Annotated in this window: 17 protein-coding genes; all 17 read right to left on the minus strand. The window is 46.1% G+C overall.

The window, feature by feature from the left end; translation table 11 throughout:
* Positions 1 to 67: 67 nt before the first annotated feature.
* Positions 68 to 328, minus strand: coding sequence for a stage V sporulation protein S (locus AB4111_RS04935; protein ID WP_007430104.1), 261 nt, complete (start codon positions 326 to 328; stop codon positions 68 to 70).
* A 117-nt stretch (positions 329 to 445) separates the two neighbouring features.
* Positions 446 to 1,240 carry a TIGR00282 family metallophosphoesterase gene (locus tag AB4111_RS04940; protein WP_145146946.1) on the minus strand — a complete coding sequence of 265 codons (795 nt, stop codon included), beginning with the start codon at positions 1,238 to 1,240 and terminating at the stop codon, positions 446 to 448.
* A gap of 265 nt (positions 1,241 to 1,505) precedes the next feature.
* Positions 1,506 to 3,047 (minus strand): ribonuclease Y, encoded by a 1,542-nt coding sequence (rny, locus tag AB4111_RS04945; protein WP_036670418.1) that lies wholly within the window; start codon positions 3,045 to 3,047, stop codon positions 1,506 to 1,508.
* Positions 3,048 to 3,357: 310 nt separating this feature from the next.
* Entirely contained in the window at positions 3,358 to 4,095 is a 738-nt protein-coding gene (locus tag AB4111_RS04950; RefSeq protein WP_442030704.1) for a regulatory protein RecX, read from the minus strand.
* 280 nt (positions 4,096 to 4,375) lie between these two features.
* A complete protein-coding gene (recA, locus tag AB4111_RS04955) occupies positions 4,376 to 5,440 on the minus strand; it encodes a recombinase RecA (protein ID WP_062833851.1) in 1,065 nt (354 codons plus the stop codon).
* Positions 5,441 to 5,684: 244 nt separating this feature from the next.
* Positions 5,685 to 6,941, minus strand: coding sequence for a competence/damage-inducible protein A (locus AB4111_RS04960; RefSeq protein ID WP_253433907.1), 1,257 nt, complete (start codon positions 6,939 to 6,941; stop codon positions 5,685 to 5,687).
* Positions 6,942 to 7,048: 107 nt separating this feature from the next.
* Positions 7,049 to 7,636 (minus strand): CDP-diacylglycerol--glycerol-3-phosphate 3-phosphatidyltransferase, encoded by a 588-nt coding sequence (gene pgsA, locus AB4111_RS04965; protein WP_442030705.1) that lies wholly within the window; start codon positions 7,634 to 7,636, stop codon positions 7,049 to 7,051.
* 321 nt (positions 7,637 to 7,957) lie between these two features.
* Positions 7,958 to 8,449: a YajQ family cyclic di-GMP-binding protein gene (locus tag AB4111_RS04970; RefSeq protein ID WP_017689115.1), complete on the minus strand. Its 492-nt coding sequence runs from the start codon at positions 8,447 to 8,449 to the stop codon at positions 7,958 to 7,960.
* Between the two features lie 154 nt (positions 8,450 to 8,603).
* Positions 8,604 to 8,768 carry a hypothetical protein gene (locus AB4111_RS04975; protein ID WP_167350848.1) on the minus strand — a complete coding sequence of 55 codons (165 nt, stop codon included), beginning with the start codon at positions 8,766 to 8,768 and terminating at the stop codon, positions 8,604 to 8,606.
* Positions 8,769 to 8,841: 73 nt separating this feature from the next.
* Positions 8,842 to 9,900: a helix-turn-helix domain-containing protein gene (locus tag AB4111_RS04980; protein ID WP_253433901.1), complete on the minus strand. Its 1,059-nt coding sequence runs from the start codon at positions 9,898 to 9,900 to the stop codon at positions 8,842 to 8,844.
* 66 nt (positions 9,901 to 9,966) lie between these two features.
* Positions 9,967 to 10,734 carry a DUF3388 domain-containing protein gene (locus tag AB4111_RS04985; RefSeq protein WP_024630282.1) on the minus strand — a complete coding sequence of 256 codons (768 nt, stop codon included), beginning with the start codon at positions 10,732 to 10,734 and terminating at the stop codon, positions 9,967 to 9,969.
* Positions 10,735 to 10,931: 197 nt separating this feature from the next.
* Positions 10,932 to 11,195 carry a DUF3243 domain-containing protein gene (locus AB4111_RS04990; protein WP_017689119.1) on the minus strand — a complete coding sequence of 88 codons (264 nt, stop codon included), beginning with the start codon at positions 11,193 to 11,195 and terminating at the stop codon, positions 10,932 to 10,934.
* 163 nt (positions 11,196 to 11,358) lie between these two features.
* Positions 11,359 to 12,129: an elongation factor P 5-aminopentanone reductase gene (gene ymfI / locus AB4111_RS04995; RefSeq protein WP_442030706.1), complete on the minus strand. Its 771-nt coding sequence runs from the start codon at positions 12,127 to 12,129 to the stop codon at positions 11,359 to 11,361.
* Between the two features lies 1 nt (position 12,130).
* Complete coding sequence (yfmH, locus tag AB4111_RS05000; RefSeq protein WP_442030707.1) at positions 12,131 to 13,411, minus strand: EF-P 5-aminopentanol modification-associated protein YfmH; 1,281 nt, start codon at positions 13,409 to 13,411, stop codon at positions 12,131 to 12,133.
* A 3-nt stretch (positions 13,412 to 13,414) separates the two neighbouring features.
* Complete coding sequence (gene yfmF, locus AB4111_RS05005) at positions 13,415 to 14,695, minus strand: EF-P 5-aminopentanol modification-associated protein YfmF (protein ID WP_442030708.1); 1,281 nt, start codon at positions 14,693 to 14,695, stop codon at positions 13,415 to 13,417.
* Between the two features lie 126 nt (positions 14,696 to 14,821).
* Complete coding sequence (gene sleB / locus AB4111_RS05010; RefSeq protein WP_442030709.1) at positions 14,822 to 15,652, minus strand: spore cortex-lytic enzyme; 831 nt, start codon at positions 15,650 to 15,652, stop codon at positions 14,822 to 14,824.
* Between the two features lie 186 nt (positions 15,653 to 15,838).
* Complete coding sequence (locus AB4111_RS05015; RefSeq protein WP_442030710.1) at positions 15,839 to 18,577, minus strand: DNA translocase FtsK; 2,739 nt, start codon at positions 18,575 to 18,577, stop codon at positions 15,839 to 15,841.
* Positions 18,578 to 18,640 lie beyond the last annotated feature (63 nt).

The following is an 18,640-nucleotide window of genomic DNA, read 5'->3' on the forward strand; positions in this document are numbered from 1 at the left end:
TTGCAAAGAAAACGCAAAAAAACCTGTCTACATCCATCGTAAACAGGTTCAATGCATACTGCATGTATTATCTGGGCTCCACAATCAGCTTAATGGCCGTTCGGTCCTCGCCGTCGATCACAATGTCTGTAAAAGCTGGAATACAAATCAGGTCAACTCCGCTTGGTGCTACAAATCCCCGGGCTATCGCTACCGCTTTAATGGCTTGGTTCAGTGCTCCCGCTCCAATTGCCTGCAGTTCAGCATTTCCACGTTCACGAAGAACCCCTGCAAGAGCGCCGGCTACAGAATTAGGATTGGACTTTGCTGAAACTTTTAATACATCCATGGTAAGTACCTCCCTGGGAATGTTGAAAGTTTGTTTCCACTTACTAGATGTTATTCGCGGGAGGCAAAAAAATTCCTTCTTTTTAGACGGGTTTCCCTGCAAAATGGGACAATACCCCTATTCCATGCGCCACTCGTCCTCCATCAGACGAATTTTTTCGATGCGTGTTGCCGCACCTGTAGCTTCATCAATTTCAACAAACACACCATGGAAATGCCATTTGCCATCATCCACAACGAAACGTACCGGGAGCTGGGTGTAGAACTTGCGCAGCACGGCCTCACGCTCCATACCCAATATGCCGTCACGCGGCCCTACCATGCCCGCATCCGTCAAGTATGCCGTTCCTCCAGGCAAAATCCGATCATCGTTACTCTGTACATGTGTATGTGTACCTACAACGAGAGACGCACGTCCATCCAGATGCCATCCCATGGCAATTTTCTCTGACGTCGCTTCAGCATGCATATCGACCAGAATACATTTATAGTCCTGACGCAGCTCATCAACAATCTCATCAGCTACACGGAAGGGGCAATCCAGAGCAGGAAGGAACGTTCTTCCTTGCAGATTGACAATGGCCAGCTCTTTCCCTTCGCCTTTGACAACCGTGTATCCTCGTCCTGGTGTACCTGGTGGAAAGTTTGCTGGACGAATCATGCGAGGCTCATCATCTATAAAATCAAAGATATCCTTATTGTCCCAGGTATGATTGCCAAGTGTAATACCATGTACACCCCAGTTGAAAAACTCATTTGCGATTGCACCGGTAATGCCACGACCTGCTGCCGCATTTTCACCATTCACAATCACCACATGTGGCTTATACTTCGATTTCAGGTACGGTAGATTTTCCTTTAATGCCTTACGTCCCACGTTGCCTACGATGTCACCTATAAACAAAACTTTCATTGATTACTGCCTCCTCAATTCCTGCAAAGTCCTTTTACTTCAAATGTTGAACCTTTGCAGGACTCTATCTCTTTTCCGTGATGTGTAGTTTGTACAAAAGCCTTTTAGAGGTTGTTCAAAAAGCCTGCTTTTGATTACAAAGGATGCCTATCAGCATCGAATATGGAATTCAGCCGAATAAGCATATGCTCTTTTTGAACACACACTTTAAGAGGCTATCAAAAGGAAAAGTGGCCCACTACTGCGGCCACTTTTCCGTATTGCTCTATTTTGCGTATTCAACCGCACGGGTTTCCCGGATGACGGTGACTTTGATGTGACCCGGATAGTCGAGTTCATTCTCAATCATCTTCGTGATGTCACGGGCGAGGCGGAAGGCTTCAGCATCATCGATCTTCTCAGGCTGTACCATAACACGAACTTCGCGTCCGGCCTGAATGGCATACGATTTCTCGACACCTTCGAAGGATTCTGAAATCTCTTCCAGCTTCTCCAGTCGTTTGATATACGTTTCCAGCGTTTCGCGGCGTGCGCCTGGTCTTGCTGCGGAGAGCGCATCTGCTGCACCAACCAACATGGCAATGACCGAAGTCGCTTCGCAATCTCCGTGATGGGACGCGATACTGTTGATTACAACCGGATGTTCTTTGTACTTCTTCGCCAGCTCCACGCCAATTTCGACGTGTGATCCTTCCACTTCGTGATCCAGCGCTTTACCGATGTCATGCAATAGACCTGCACGTCTTGCCAGAGTTACGTCTTCTCCGAGTTCGCCAGCCATCAATCCAGCCAGATAAGCGACTTCCATCGAATGTTTCAAGACGTTCTGACCGTAACTTGTACGGAACTTCAACCGGCCCAAAATTTTGATCAGATCCGGATGCAGACCATGCACGCCCACTTCAAAGGTAGCTTGCTCACCGTATTCACGGATACGCTCATCCACTTCTTTGCGGGATTTCTCAACCATCTCTTCAATCCGTGCCGGGTGAATACGTCCGTCAGCCACCAGTTTCTCTAGGGCAGTACGGGCAATCTCACGGCGAATCGGGTCAAAGCCCGACAGAATAACAGCTTCTGGCGTATCATCGATAATGAGGTCAATCCCTGTAAGGGTTTCAAGCGCACGGATGTTACGTCCTTCACGACCGATAATCCGGCCTTTCATTTCTTCATTTGGCAGGGTAACAACAGATACCGTTGTTTCCGCTACGTGGTCAGCCGCACAGCGTTGGATGGCGAGTGTAATAATCTCGCGGGACTTTTTGTCCGCTTCTTCCTTCGCTTGTTGTTCAATGTCCTTGATCATTTGAGCCGTCTCATGACGAACTTCCTGTTCTACGTTGGACAGTATGATACTGCGTGCGTCTTCCATGGTGAGGTTGGATATACGTTCCAACTCTGTCACCTGGTTTTTGTAGATCATTTCGATCTGCTGCTGAGTCTCATCAATTCGTTTCTCTTTGTTAGCCACTTGCTCTTCTTTACGTTCGAGTGATTCCAATTTTTTATCCAGCGACTCTTCTTTTTGCAACAATCGTCTTTCTTGTCGTTGAATTTCATTCCGACGTTCACGAGTGTCTTTTTCAGCTTCAGCGCGAATGCGATGGATTTCATCCTTCGCTTCCAGCACCGTTTCTTTCTTCAGTGCTTCTGCCTCTTTCTTCGCGTTCTCCACGATTTGTACGGCAGCTTGTTCCGCACTAGAGATTTTAGCCTCTGCAAGAGATTTGCGAATAAAATATCCTACTCCGAACCCAATGAATAGCGCGGCTGCAACGAGAGCGATCGTGATTGCAATTTCCATACTGTTCACCTCCTCGTTGGTTCCTCCAAGGCATTCCTTGGGTCAATTTGCAGTTTTCAAACCTTACATATTTTTGGGAATAACGAATACTCACGGCGATCCCCCGCCGATTTTCATTTCACATGTACATGTTTCCACGTACTCTTCACTGTTTCCAGTGAACCCATAATTAAGAATGGTATAAATCTTAAGAAACCGAAACCGCTTTTTTGGAAGGAAAAAGGGTTGTCCATTTCTTACAGACTCATGTCCATTTTAGTATTTGACGAAAGAAATTGTCAAGAGAATGCAGTATAGAGACTCTAGTCTGCTAATCCCATAACAACGCTTCGTCATCTTCAGGGTCCCCAGCCTCATCTTCTTCAATTAAACAATTCACGACCCGGCGTACCATATCCATTGAAAAACCACGTCTCATTAAGAAGGGAAGCGTTTTATTTTTCTTCTCTTTGACGTCCCCTTTGACCTGATTCCATTTTTTTCGTCCGGCACTCATAGCAGTCTCAAATTCCGCATCCGTACTGACACCTTCCAGTGCTTCAGCAATGAGATCATTGGCAATGCCCTTTTGACGAAGCTCTTGCCTTATCCACAGTTTTCCCTTCCGCTTGCCCTCCATACGCTGTCTTGTCCATTCCTTCGCAAATAGGTCATCATCCACCAGCTTCTCCCGCTCAAGTCGATCCAGCGTCTCTTCAATTAAAGGTGCAGCGAACTCTTTCTGACGAAGTTTCTGACTTAATTCATGACGTGTACGCGGCTTATGCTCCAAGAAACGCAGAGACTGTGCATACGTCCGTTGTCGCTCGTCAGCTACAATGATTTCTTCCAGATCCTTCTTCATAAACGTATTGCCTTGAGTCATCCTGTATTTAATCATTACATCTTCAAGAACCGTAAGGGAGTGGATGCCAAAAGTGATTCGATAACGAGCTTGCCTGTGCTTCGTTCGTTCTACACGTGTAATAACAAGTTCTTCGTTGTCCGGGAATTGGGATAGGCCGTCCTGTTCTGCTTCTTCATATAAATCCTCGTCCTCTTGATTCATTCAGGTCTCCCCTTTCACATCATTTTCAATCTGATTACACCAAGCACATGTTCACAAATGACAGGGAACGCTAATACAAAAGGCCGGGAACTCAGCCCGGCCTTTATCTCCACAGTTAGCGTGCCAACAGCCCCTGTCCATTGGGACAGGGGCTGTTGGACAGCAAGAGCAATCCCACTACAGTCCATTATCCAGATTGATCCAAGCTCAATCAGATAAGTTTACGGAGTCCAGTGGGAAACACCCTCAGGGCCCTCCCTACAAGGGAGGATGTGAGAGATTACTCGTTGATTTCAAACAATTCTTGTTCTTCTTCTGCTTCTTTTTGTTGCTCTTCACTAGTTGGCGCAGGAACTGCGGTAGTCAAGTTACTAGCTACCCGAATTTTTTGTTCAATGATTTCAGCAATGTCTTTATGCTCTTTCATGAACTGCTTCGCGTTCTCACGACCTTGTCCTAAACGCTCGCCTTCGTAGGAATACCAAGCACCACTTTTATTAACGATGTCCAGCTCTGTACCAATGTCAATGATACTGCCTTCTCTCGAGATACCCTCACCGTACATGATATCCACTTCCGCTTGTTTAAACGGAGGTGCCACTTTGTTTTTCACAACTTTAATACGAGTACGGTTACCAATCATGTCATTGCCTGATTTGATACTCTCAATACGACGTACATCCAGACGTACCGTAGAATAAAACTTCAGAGCACGACCACCAGGTGTTGTTTCCGGGTTACCAAACATAACGCCGACTTTCTCACGAAGCTGGTTGATGAAGATTGCGATTGTTTTGGATTTGCTGATTGCACCAGACAATTTACGCAACGCCTGAGACATCAAACGCGCTTGCAAACCAACGTGTGAATCACCCATTTCGCCTTCAATCTCTGCTTTTGGAACCAATGCAGCTACAGAGTCAATAACGACGATATCTACTGCACCACTGCGTACAAGAGCTTCTGCAATTTCCAGCCCTTGCTCACCCGTATCTGGCTGAGATAGAAGCAATTCGTCAATGTTAACGCCCAATTTGCTTGCATATTGAGGATCAAGAGCATGCTCGGCATCGATAAATGCTGCTTGTCCACCAACACGTTGTACTTCAGCAATCGCATGCAATGCGACAGTTGTTTTACCTGAAGATTCAGGTCCATATATTTCAACAATACGGCCTTTAGGCAAGCCGCCTGTTCCTAATGCAATATCCAAAGCCAAGGAACCGCTGGGAATAATTTCCACATTCATATGAGTGGACTCACCCAGTTTCATGATGGATCCTTTACCAAATTGCTTCTCTATTTGACGGAGCGCCATATCAAGCGCGGCACGACGGTCTGACAATAAGCTCACACCCTTTACTGTTTATAAGATAATGATACCTTGTTTTAACACGTTTGCCAAGCTTTTTTTCGAACATACATTCGTTTTTTTTTGTGAAGGCCGAGGCGCCTCTTCCTCAAAGAAACTTTCCATTAAACAGAAAAAAGAACCGTAAACAAGGCTGTAAAGCCTAATTCTACGGTTCTTCCGTCTTCCTTAATTATACTTCCTTAGAGCTTCAAATGCAATCGAAGCTATTAACTAATCAATCCATCGCCACAAGTTTTTGCCATAAGCGATAGAGAATCGCTTTGGCTGAACGAATGCGAACAGTCTCGCGATTGCCATTAATACGCAGCTCATGAATTTCCGTCTCTTTTCCACGTTCAGCAAGAGCGATGAAGACAAGTCCGGGTGGCTTGCGTTCCGAATATCCCGGTCCAGCTACACCAGTAACAGCCAAGCCAAAATCAGCATCGCCAATCATGCGGATCTGCTCAGCAAGCACTTTTGCAACCTCAGGACTTACCGCCCCAGGTGCATCTTCACCTTCCAGATAATCATGAGGCACATTCAGCAGCTTTTCCTTAATTTCATTGGAGTAACAAACAATTCCACCTTTGAGCATTGAGGCACTTCCCGGTACAGAGGTCAGACTTTGCATGACAAGCCCTCCTGTACAGCTCTCAGCAGCGCTAAGCGTCAGCCCCATGTCAGACATCATGGTTACTATCGTATACTCTATAGGCACATCCTCGTTCGCGTAGAGATGTTCTGTCAAACGCTCCCGAATCTGAACCTCCATCGCATCCAGCTTCAGCTTCGCCTCTCCCTCACTCGCAGCCTTAGTAGAGACACGTACCGTAACTTCCCCTTCGCTGGCGTAAGGAGCAATCGTAGGGTCTGTCTGCGCGTCAATCAGATCCAGCAGTCGATCTTCCAGAGCAGATTCACCAATACCAGCGAATTTGAGCATTCGGGAATAGATCGGCATTTCTTCTGTGAGCACATGCTGGAACAGCCAAGGCTTGACTTCCTGTTCAAACATTGGAATCAGCTCTTTAGGTGGTCCAGGCATCACAATATAATGTTTATCATTATCAGAAATCGCATTTCCTGCCGCAAGGCCCGTTTCATTGGCCAGAGGTGTACCACCATCAATAACGATCGCCTGACGTCGGTTATTCTCTGTCATGTCCACATTACGATCTCTGAAAAAGCTCTCGATTTTGTCCATCGCCATTCGATCTGTATGCAATTTTCGGTTAAGAACAGCTGCGAGCGCATCTTTGGTCAGATCATCTTGAGTAGGTCCGATGCCACCGGAAAATAAAATAACGTCTGCACGGCCCTGCGCAATGCGAATAGCTTCACTAAGTCGGTTCAGGTTATCCCCAACCACCGTTTGGAAATATACATCGATCCCCATCGCAGCCAATTCACGGGATAGGTATCTGGCATTGGTATTGACGATTTGTCCAAGCAGTAGCTCTGTGCCAACTGCAATGATTTCTGCCTTCATTGAGCATCCTCCTGTACATATGGTGAGTGATCAAAGGGCAATAGGATAATTTCCTATTGCCCCTGACCCAATGCTTCCTTCATGATTACCCATTTAAGAACAAACCATTATGCTTTTGTTAAATGAAGCAGGTTTTTGTTTTTGATAAAGTAATCGATACCCGACCAGATGGTAATAAGCGCTGCTGCCCATACCGCGATAATATCGGCGTGAATACCCGTGTATGAAAACGGGAAATTGTTTAGCAGCAACAGCACAATTGCCACAATCTGAACTACCGTCTTCAGCTTGCCCCAATTACTGGCAGCAACAACCGAACCATCCAGCAATGCGATTTGGCGCAAGCCGGTAACTGCAAATTCACGACTAATAATAACCACTGCAATCCAGGAATCCAGCTTACCCATCTCCACAAGCGAGATCAAAACTGCTGTAACCAACAGCTTGTCTGCGAGTGGATCGAGCAGTTTCCCCAGATTGGTAACCATGTTATTTTTTCGCGCAAGGTATCCATCAATTCCATCTGTGCTTGCGGCGATGATAAAAATAACAGCAGCAATCAATTGATTATATGGAAGCGAGAAGCTTCCAAGCTGCAACGGCTCTGGATAAAATGGAAAATCCACGAGCAGGAACACCATCAAAAAAGGGATTAAGCAAATTCGTGCAAGCGTAATCCGGTTGGGTAAATTCACAAGACGCCCTCCCTCATATCCTCCATTACTCCAAACAATCATCATAATCCCGTTATCATCATCCGGAACATGAAATGTACAGTTTCAATGTCAATCCATATTAACATGATCCCACTATGTAGAAACGCAAAAAATAAAGTCAACCGCTCAAAAGCAAAACCGCTTTAAACGTTCCGGCGACTTCCAGAAGATGTACTGCTTTTCACAAAGTCAGCAAACGATGAGGTCTGGACTTGATGTATGACTGCCAGCAATGCACACTTAGTATAATATACGCCTAATATCGTGTCAAAAAAACACTTCTGCTACAAAAAGGCCATATTATTTGAAATTTGTATATTGCAAATCCAGAGGCAGGTTAGCACCATTTAGCAGCTGCATGACTGCTTGCAGATCATTTTTACTCTTACCAGTTACCCGGAGCTGGTCCCCCTGAATCTGACTCTTCACCTTCATCTTGGAATCCCGAATCAGGATATTGATTTTCTTGGCGATGTCCTGATCAATCCCCTGTTTAAAATTCAAACGCTGACGGACTGTACCAGAAGACGCTGGCTCTACCTTAGCGTAATCAATGTTTTTCAATGGTAGACCACGCTTGGCCATTTTGGATTGCAGCACGTCAATGACAGCCTTAAGTTTGGTCTCATCATCAGATACGATCGTTAACGCATCCTTATCCAGTTTCAGGCTGCTCTTGCTGCCCTTGAAGTCATAACGAGTGCCAATTTCCTTCTCGGTTTGTGTAACGGCATTTGTCAGTTCTTGCAAGTCCATTTTGGACACGATATCAAATGAATTTTCTGAACTCAAACCAGTCACCCTTTCAGTTAATCGTATGTTCTGTAACATTATAGAGGATACCTTAAGCAAAAGTCTAATTTCAAGCTAGTTTATACAAAGAAAAAAGCATTTTTGGCTTCCACTTGAGGTGGCTGCCAAAAATGCTTGCTGGTCCAGCTTCCAACTAATAACGGCTGCGGTTGGGCTGTCTGAACATATCGAGCACACCCAGAAGCACATGTGCAAGTCCAAAACCCAATATTCCGTAACCCCAAGCACTTGGAGTCAGGTAATAACCCAGGAGGCTGACAATGATCCCTAAACCTGTTACGATCCAGCTGACTGTCACAGCCATCCACCTCACTTCACCAAAAGTTAACTGCAAGTTAAGACACGATTATTGTCTCCTGCAGTTGCCCCGGTTATTCGCTACCAGTGGTGCCTCCTGTAGTGTCCGTTGAACCATTTTCAACTCCTGTGGAAGAAGCAGTATTACCACTGTCTTCACCAAGCTTCAAACGGATCCGATTAGTCGCCTTGCCATCCGTTACAACTTGCCCACCAACCTCAATCGTGGTCGCTGCAGCGTAACCGGACTTAATATACATGCCTGCACTATCCAGCTCAAAGGTATAGCTGTCGCCTTCGGCCGTATTACCATACTCCAACTTCTCTCCACTGGAGTTCTCGCCCTTATACACTTCCAACCAGCTATGGCCTGAGGCTTTGATTGTAACCGTTACAGGTTTCCCTGCACTTCCGTTAACTTTGAAGTTCGTAATGTTGCCTGATTTCCCATCTTCTGCAACCGTTACAGCAGACGGTGAATTATCTGTCGGTTCCTGATTTTCTCCCGTCTGTCCGTCCGTTTGACCGTCCGTTTGGCCATCAGTTTGGCCATCCGTCTGTCCTTCTGTGTCTGTACCGCCACCGTTACCACCAGCGTCGCCTTCACCCGTACCCTCAGCGCCTGAGTCTGTTGCAGGCGGATTAGATGCCTGTCCGTTGTCGGCAGGTTGATCCGGTTTATCTTCAGGCTTTTGTTGACTGTCTGTAATTTTGACCGAATCAAGACCCGGATTATCTGTTTCATCACCATTGTTATACACCACGTATACATACAACAGAACTACGATCAAAACAGGGAATGTCCACATCAGCGCGACGGACATCCATCGATTACTACGCTCAACCGGACGGCTGGAACGCTTCTGTATAACCGGTTCCATCGTTGCTTCCGCCTCTTCTGCCGGTACGTCTTTTTTGTGTCCCTCCAGCAGCTCATCAGGGTTCAGTCCAACGGTCTCCGCATAGGTTTTAATGAAAGCACGCACATAGAAGCTACCCGGCAGCACTTTATAGTCTCCTGCTTCTATGGCCTCCAGATACCTCTTGCGAATTTTTGTCATTTCCTGTACATCGTCAAGACTCATCCCTTTTTGCAGCCGGGCCTCTCTTAACTGCTGACCCAGTTCAGACATGCCATCTCCTCCTTATGTTTATCTCATGAGTTGTTGCTAATCTATTCCATGATTCCGTACGGAGCCTTACAGTTCGTCGGTATAGCTAGCCGTAAACGTATCATAAATAATTTCTTCATTCGGATTGTTGCGAAGTTCAATAATAATATCAAAATCATTAAAATCATATTCGGATTCCTGAACAAAAATATCCGGATGTTCAATAACTTTGGTGCTAGGCATGGTCATAATATCCTGCAACAGGTTGTAATGCCGCTCGCTGGAACGAATCGTACTTACAATTCCGTCAATGATGAAGACATTGTTCGGGTTCAATTCGTCTTCGGACATTTGACTTCTTATCGTCTGACGAAGAAGTGTGGAGGAAACAAACGTCCATCGCTTCATTGCACATACGCTACCCGCAATAATGGACTCCGTTTTACCAACACGAGGCATTCCGCGCAAACCGATGACCTGATTGCCTTCCCTCTTAAATACTTCACCCAAAAAGTCCACAAGTAACCCAAGTTCATCTCGTGTGAAACGAAATGTCTTGCGATCATCCGAGTCACGGTCAATGTATCTGCCATGACGCACGGCCAAAATATCCACCAATTTAGGTTGACGCAAAGCCGATACGGTGATGCTGTTTACTTTGCCAAGCATTTCACCAAGCAAACGGATTTTCTCATCATCATCCGATTCAAGCAGCATACCTCGAGTTTTGCCTTCCACACCGTTAATGGTCAATATATTCACTTCAAGCATCCCCAGCATAGAGGCAATATCGCCTAACAAACCGGGTCTGTTCTTATGTATTTTATATTCCATGTACCATTGTTTAGATTCCATTTCAACACCCCGTAATGCATTATTCCACATTATTCGACAGCAACAGAACGTGTCCACTGGACAACAAACTGAGACATCTTCTAAAAATGGGTCACGTTAATGATATATAAAATGAAAATGAATTACAAGAACAGCTCTGTAATCCGTTTGTAATCATTAGAGAAAAGCCCCCTTGCGGGAGCTCTTCATCTGTAATCTTATGCGTTTTGTTTGGCCAATTTGACCATCAGGCACGCAATCGTACGACGCTCATCTGCATCGCCGACATCCCATAACTCTTTCAATGCCCGGTTGGAATGGTTCGCCGGATCGACTTTCTCATCAAGGAAGTCGCCGATTTCATACGCAAGTTTGTTGATGGTTTCTTCACTCATCCCCATCTTCTCTGCTTGCAGTACGCGGTCACCCAGGAACTTCTTCCACGTGTCAAAACTGGAGAGCACTGTTTTTTCTGTTGACATGATAAATCCTCCTTAGATGACGCATGAGATTTAAAATCAACAGTTGTAATATGTGCTTTCGTGGCATTTTATATACGAGCATCTTGAAAATAATCCGGAAGACGGCTGCTTCTCGGCAACCTTCACTTGTTTTGTTCATAGCCAGTCAAGTTTTCTTGCTGCTCTATGTTAACCAACCGCCATTTGGACTGATAATCTGCCCATTGATATACCCCGATTCAGGGAGGGCCAGAAAATAAACCAGTGATGAAATTTCATCAGGTTGAGCAAGTCTTCCTGCCGGAATTTCCTCTTCCAGCATCTTCAGTTCACTCTGGTCCAGATGATCCAGCATGGATGTCTGAACGGCGCCAGGAGCAACGGCATTTACGGTTACTCCGGAAGGCGCGAGTTCTTTCGCAAGCGCCTTGGTGAACGCATTTACCCCACCTTTGGTTGTAGAATACAACACTTCGCAAGAGGCACCAGACAGCCCCCAGATCGACGATACATTAATGATTCGGCCATACCTTTGGGAGATCATGTGAGGCATCATTTCCTGTGTACACATAAACGTACCTTTGAGGTTAATCGCCATCACTTCATCCCAGATCTCCTCTGTTACATCAGACAACATCCCATAGTGCGAGATTCCTGCATTGTTCACGAGGATATCTGGCATGAGATTGTGTGACTCCAGCTTCTCACGCATACGTTCAATCTGTTCCCGGCTACGAAGATCCGCAGACACGGTCATGATTTTCCCACTGCCCTGATCCATGCACCGTCTGGCGGCTTCATTCGCTGCTTCATGCGATTTCATATAGTGTATAACAACATTCATCCCCACTCTGGCGAAACGTTCTGCGATAGCCGCTCCGATTCCACCACTTGCTCCAGTTACCAGTACAGTCATTTCCCCAATTGCCTTCAATTGTCCTGTTCCCCTCTCCATATCAAGGACTCACGACTAGCGATACAGCCAGTTGATCCCAGCGAATATGCTCTCTCAGTCTGAGATTTACATCTTCCAGTGTAATCGATTCATAGAGCGGGAGCATATTGAAGAAATCACCGCCACGGAATTGCTGACGTGTAAATTCATGCGCAATGTTCTCCGGAGAGTTGAGCATACGCAAATATCCGCCTATTTTCTTTTTGCGTGCACGTTCAAAATCCGTGGATTCGAACCCCTTTTCTACAATGGCATCCACCTCTTCACGTATACGCGCCAGCAGTTGATCCGGGTCTTTCGTATCACCACCAATAGCTGAAAACGCGTATTGCGGCGAACTGTTATACTCATGTCCAAAGCTGTCCGAGATCAGATCTTCATCATAGAGCTTCTGAAATAATCGTGTGCTTGAACCAAACAAAAGATCCATCATCAGCTGCGTTGTCATATCCCTGCGTAACAATTTTTCTCCGGTAAGTCCAACGTCCGTCTCCTTGAATCCAAACAGACATTTGGGCAGTGAAACAGCCAGTTTGGCTTCCCGTCTGGCTTCTCCTACCTGCTCAGGCTCAGGCTCAAAGAAACGTTGAATACTCCCCTGTGGCTTATAATCTTTCTGTTCCTGGTTCGAACGAACCATATCAATGACTTCCTGCGGATCTACACCACCTACCACGAATAAGAGCATGTTACTCGGGTGATAGAAGGTGTTATAGCACTCATACAACATCTCTTTGGTAATCGTACGAATGGATTCCACCGTTCCTGCAATATCGATATGCACCGGATGTTTCTGATACATGGCTTCGATTAATCCAAAATAAACACGCCAATCCGGATTGTCAGCATACATGTCAATTTCCTGTCCGATAATGCCTTTTTCCTTTTCCACATTTTGATCCGTGAAGTAAGGATTTTGCACAAAGTCGACTAATGTTTGTATATTTTCATTCACATGTTCGGTCGCTGAAAACAAATAAACCGTCTGATCAAAGCTCGTAAACGCATTAGCTGAGGCACCGTAAGACGCAAATGTTGCAAAAATATCGCCTGTTGGTTCTTCAAACATTTTATGCTCCAGAAAATGGGCAATTCCATCCGGAACTTTCACTGCTTCCTGTCCTTCAACCTGAAAATGATTATCCACCGATCCATACTTGGTTGCAAACGTAGCATACGTTTTCTGGAATCCCGGTTTAGGCAAAATATAGACATGCAGTCCGTTATCCATTACTTCGTAATATAGTGTCTCCTGCAGATGCTCATACCGAATGCTCTCCACCGACTATTCCTCCTTCTCGTCCCGCAAGAAATAAATCGTATCCAGACGGAATTGTTCTGCCGCCTCACGAACATCTTCCTTGCTAATATGTTCTACCTGAGTCAGCAGTTCTTCAGCCGTTCTCTCTTTGCCAGACAACTGTCGATTGAAATCATAAGCGATCATCTCAAAAGCAGAATCCTGCATTTCCTTAAGCAGGTTACGGATCATTGCTTTGGTCTGGGACATTTCCAGATCACTGATTGTACCGCTTTTCATTTCTTCCAGCTGCTGCTTGATGATGGTGACAGCCTTCTCATAATTAGGGATTTCAATCCCGGATTGAATCGTGGCAATGCCCTTATGTCCGTCGTATCGCGAAGACGCGTAATACGCCAGGCTCTCTTTTTCACGAACATTTACAAACAGTTTGGAATGAGGATAACCACCGAGAATCCCGTTGTACATTAGTGCTGCTGCATACTGAGGATCTCCATACGTGATAGATGTACGGAGTCCCATATTGAGTTTTCCTTGACTCACATTCAGTCGCTCAACAACGGTCTCTACTTCCTTATCTCCTCGAACCGCGGCCTGTGTCTTGTAATCGGAGGAGGACGTTCGATCTACATTGAAATGACGCTGAACAAGGTTCTCCACCTCTTCCAGTGTCGTATCCCCTACCACGTACAGATCCATACTCGCCTGTTGTAGCCACTCCTGATAAGACGCAGTCAGTGTGTCAGGCTCTATCCCGGGCAGATCCTTTCGCTCACCCAGGGGATGAAGACGGTACGGCTCGTTCTTGCACATTTCCTCAATACTGCGTTCAGCGGCATAGCGCATTTTATCATTCACGATGGACTCCAGCTTTTTCCGCACCGTCTCTCGCTCTGCTTGTACATAAGACGTCTTGAAATGTCCATTCTCCTGTGCAGGTCGGGTAAGAACCTCTCCCAGGAAGGCAAATGAACGATCCAGCAGTTGCTCATCCCCTCCAACAAAGGAGTCATTAATGGTATCCATCCGAAACTGTACAATCTGATAATCCCCGCGTTTATAGACGTCAAAACCAAAACCGGCTCCATACAGATGCTCCAGTTGCTCACGAAATTGCGTTGTTTCCGGATAGGACTCCGTGCCGCGTCGCAGAACAAAAGGTGTCAGCGCTACTTTGGTTACTGTATCTTCTCGTAAGGGAACGCCTGCATATAGCGATATAGCAAACGTTTTAAAACGTTTAGTCGGAAGCACATGTATACGAAACTCTCTCTTGCTACCTCGTTCAAATCCTGATGTATTCAAATGTCAAAACCCCTTTACGGCGTCATTTGTCATGCAATCGTATTACGCTAAATGTAACAACCATTTTAACCCATTCAAAAGGCAAGAAGCAACCGAAGTCACGCCTTCTGGTTGCTTCCAACATCATCACATACAAAAAATATGTTGCCCGATTGTTTTCACCTGTGGACGGGTCCAGATCCATTTGGATGTTGCTGTCTTTGGATTAAAATAATAGAGACAACCACCGGACGGGTCCCAGCCATTCAGGGCCTGCTCAACTGCCTTTTTGGCTTGTGCGTTTGGTTCCAGATAGATCTGTCCGTCCGCTACAGCCGTAAATGCACCTGGTTGAAAAATTACGCCTGAGGGTGTACTTGGAAAGCTTGGGGATTTTACGCGATTCAGTATTACTGCCGCTACTGCGACTTGACCTTCAAACGGTTCACCTCGGGCTTCACCATATACGGCGTTAGCCATAATCTTGAGTTCATTCTCCGAGAGACCGAGTGCATTGGCGGACCCCATATTATCCTGCTCTTTGTCTGCTGTGTTGTTGCTGCTTCCCCCACCCCCACCTGAGGATTCCTTGTGAAGCGGCGGTTCTGTTGGCGACCATTTGGTTGATGCATTGTACAGCTTGAGCTTGGTTTCAGCTCCAACCACACCATCTGCCTTCATGCCAAACTCGGATTGAAACCATTTGACGGATTTCAGTGTGCTGCTGCCAAAATTACTGTCGATTTTACCATTGTAAAATCCCAGGTACTTCAGACGTCCCTGAAGCTCATATACATCCTGACCATAACTTCCATATTTCACTGTATTGCTGCTAAACGTAGGCAAGGCCTGTTCTTCTACCTGCGGTGTACGCTCGGCTGAACTTTCAGTTGCTGTATTCCCAGGAAGCAAATAACGGATTCCCAATGCGGATATCAGCAAAATAGCAGTGAAAAGCCATAGGTTCATTTTTCGCATCGACTGTGCTCTACCTTTCTCTTGTGGGATTAACAGAATCGCTAAGGTTATTATGACAAGCCTGCTTGTTTCCTATGCACCAAATCATCCGATCTTTGGAGTAGATGGCAAAACTCAGTCTGCTGAGCAAGCAAAAAGCCCTCAACCAATACGGTTGAGGGCTTAAACGACCCGTGCTCCAAGTCACTACGAGCTTATTTTATTCTGTTGATACTGTTCAAGCGAAACCAGCACTTCCCTTGGTTTGCTACCCTCGTAAGGACCGATTACACCCCGGGCTTCCATGGAGTCAATTAAACGCGCTGCACGTGTGTAACCAACCCGCATACGACGTTGCAACAGAGAGACAGAAGCTTGTTTTGCCTCAAGAATAATCTGTACAGCTTGCTCATATAGCTCATCCTGTACTTCATCTGCTGCCTGAATGGAATCATCCACTTCAGGTACAATGGACTCATCATACTGTGCTTCACCTTGACCACGTACGTAGTTTACAATATTCTCGACTTCTTCATCGCTCATAAATGCACCTTGTACACGAACCGGTTTTGATGCACCCATAGGCATGAACAACATGTCTCCACGACCCAACAGCTTCTCTGCTCCACCCATATCCAGAATCGTTCGGGAATCCACTTGTGAGGATACGCCGAAGGCAATTCGCGATGGAATGTTAGCCTTGATTACCCCGGTAATAACGTCAACAGAAGGACGTTGTGTGGCAATAATCAGATGGATTCCGGCTGCACGAGCCATCTGAGCGAGGCGCGCAATGGCATCCTCGACATCTCCGGCTGCAACCATCATAAGATCTGCAAGCTCATCCACAATGACAACGATATAAGGCAGAACAGCCGCAGGATTATCTTTCATCAGATTATTGTAGCCCTCGACGTTACGCGTGCCTGATTTGGAGAACAGTTCATATCGTTTCTCCATCTCGACCACAATCTTTTTGAGAGCAAGTGACGCTCGTTTAGGATCAGTTACTACTGGCGCCATGAGATGTGGAATTCCGTTATATACGTTCAACTCAACCATTTTGGGATCGACCATCAGGAACTTCACTTCATCCGGCTTTGCTTTGTACAATATGCTGGTAATAATCCCGTTAATACACACCGACTTACCGGAACCTGTAGCACCTGCGACCAGCAAATGGGGCATACGAGCCAAGTTACCAATGATTGTCTGTCCGGAGATATCTCGGCCAAATGCAATGGTCACTTTGGATTCTGCATCCTGGAATGTTGCTGTCTCCATTACTTCACGCATCGTTACAACCGACACCTCGCCATTAGGTACCTCGATACCTATAGCGGACTTCCCGGGAATCGGCGCTTCCATCCGAATGTCTTTTGCAGCCAGAGCCAACGCGATGTCATCAGTTAGGCTGACAATCCTGCTGACCTTAACTCCAATATCAGGCTGAATTTCATACCTTGTAACAGCAGGACCCCGAACCACTTCAAGTACTTTGGCACGAACACCGAAGCTTTCCAGTGTAGCTTCCAGCTTGCGCGCTGTCTGCATATAATCCTTCTGATCACCCGCCTTGCCCGCATTGTTAGGCTTGGCAAGAAGACGGAAGGATGGCAGCTTGTACGGCTTAGGAGGAGGCGGTGGTGGTTTCACTGGTTGTGTGTCCAACCCTTCAGGAGTCGGAGTATCTGTTCCCAACATTGCATCATTAGGCATTTCTTCTCCACTCTGAATCCCATCCACTGCATTCAGCTCATCCATACCCGCACCGGATGCTGACCACTCTGTCTCTACCAGTTCATCCGTTATTTTAATGGCATGTTCGCCCTGTTGAACTACGTTTGGATCAGCGAGATCATCAGGGAATGGATAAGCATCGTCCAAATCATCTTCAATGCTTGCATCTTCGGCTCTGACATGCTCGAAAAAGTCACGAATGATTGGTGCTGAGTTAGGTTTAGCCTGAACAGGAACATGTGATGCAGCTGATTTGTTCGCTACGTCTTCATTTGCATCCTGCCACGACTCTACATTGTGATCTTGTTCGGCGCGGTATACAATCTGTTCTGTTTCAACCGAATCGGCCTCATCCATTTCACGTCCTGATGTCGCCTGTTCTCGATTAGCTCCCCATTTTCCGAAAAGTTGGAAGAATATTGGTGCTTTTCGTTTTGGCAGATGCTGTTCCTCTAATTCATCCTCATACTCGTCTTCATCATCGTCAACAGGAACAGGTACCACTTTACGAGCGTTACCTTTCTTCCTTCCATCAGTCGCAGAAGCAGAACGTGCAGAGGGCCTTGACTCCAGCTTTTTGTACATCGAACTCCCGGCATCCCAGACCTTGGTTCGGAATATTCGAATCAGATCCACATAAGATAGACTCGTAATCAACATAAAACTGATGACAAACATGACAATCATGATGAGTCTCGCACCCAGGCTGCCGAACAGCCAAAGGAAAAGAGCAAATTGTCCAGCCCCGAGATAACCACCGCTGATATCCTTGTTAAGCATGGAGTCTCTCTCCCCTGGCGCAGCAGGGGTTAACAACTCGGTTTGCATATCATTATGTACCTGTGAAATCACAGCACCAGGCTCAAGCGCACCAACCGGAATGAGCTTCTGGTGCATTGCCGAGACGGTACTCATCAGGGTTAAGGCAAAGACCAGCAATACCAGTCCTGTTTTGCGTGTGGTCCAGCCACTCGGCCATTTCCGGTGAATCATCACCATGAGACCATAATAAATACCAACAAGTGGAATCGCAAAATAAAACTTACCAAGCATCAGTCCGAACATCTTGGAAAGCGAACGTCCAACGGTGGCTTCACCCGATAATGCAATGACAGCAAGGGTAATAAGCACAATTCCGTAAATTTCATATTTTAAAACGCCACTAAAACCAGCGCCCTTTTTTTTCCTCTTTTTTCTTCTGGCCAAAATCAGGTCACCCCCAGAAGAATATTATACCATACAAATATAATCCGTACATATGTTCTTTTT

Origin of the sequence: Paenibacillus sp. 2KB_22, assembly GCF_052115745.1 — a bacterium.
Classification (GTDB): domain Bacteria; phylum Bacillota; class Bacilli; order Paenibacillales; family Paenibacillaceae; genus Paenibacillus.

What these genes read in the sequence shown, in the direction of transcription:
- AB4111_RS04950 (WP_442030704.1), bottom strand. Translation starts at nt 4,095, where the DNA reads ATGAATCAAGAGGACGAGGATTTATATGAAGAAGCAGAACAGGACGGC.
- AB4111_RS04940 (WP_145146946.1), bottom strand. Translation starts at nt 1,240, where the DNA reads ATGAAAGTTTTGTTTATAGGTGACATCGTAGGCAACGTGGGACGTAAG.
- AB4111_RS04980 (WP_253433901.1), bottom strand. Translation starts at nt 9,900, where the DNA reads ATGTCTGAACTGGGTCAGCAGTTAAGAGAGGCCCGGCTGCAAAAAGGG.
- rny (WP_036670418.1), bottom strand. Translation starts at nt 3,047, where the DNA reads ATGGAAATTGCAATCACGATCGCTCTCGTTGCAGCCGCGCTATTCATT.
- AB4111_RS04935 (WP_007430104.1), bottom strand. Translation starts at nt 328, where the DNA reads ATGGATGTATTAAAAGTTTCAGCAAAGTCCAATCCTAATTCTGTAGCC.
- AB4111_RS04960 (WP_253433907.1), bottom strand. Translation starts at nt 6,941, where the DNA reads ATGAAGGCAGAAATCATTGCAGTTGGCACAGAGCTACTGCTTGGACAA.
- AB4111_RS04985 (WP_024630282.1), bottom strand. Translation starts at nt 10,734, where the DNA reads ATGGAATCTAAACAATGGTACATGGAATATAAAATACATAAGAACAGA.
- ymfI (WP_442030706.1), bottom strand. Translation starts at nt 12,129, where the DNA reads ATGGAGAGGGGAACAGGACAATTGAAGGCAATTGGGGAAATGACTGTA.
- AB4111_RS04990 (WP_017689119.1), bottom strand. Translation starts at nt 11,195, where the DNA reads ATGTCAACAGAAAAAACAGTGCTCTCCAGTTTTGACACGTGGAAGAAG.
- sleB (WP_442030709.1), bottom strand. Translation starts at nt 15,652, where the DNA reads ATGCGAAAAATGAACCTATGGCTTTTCACTGCTATTTTGCTGATATCC.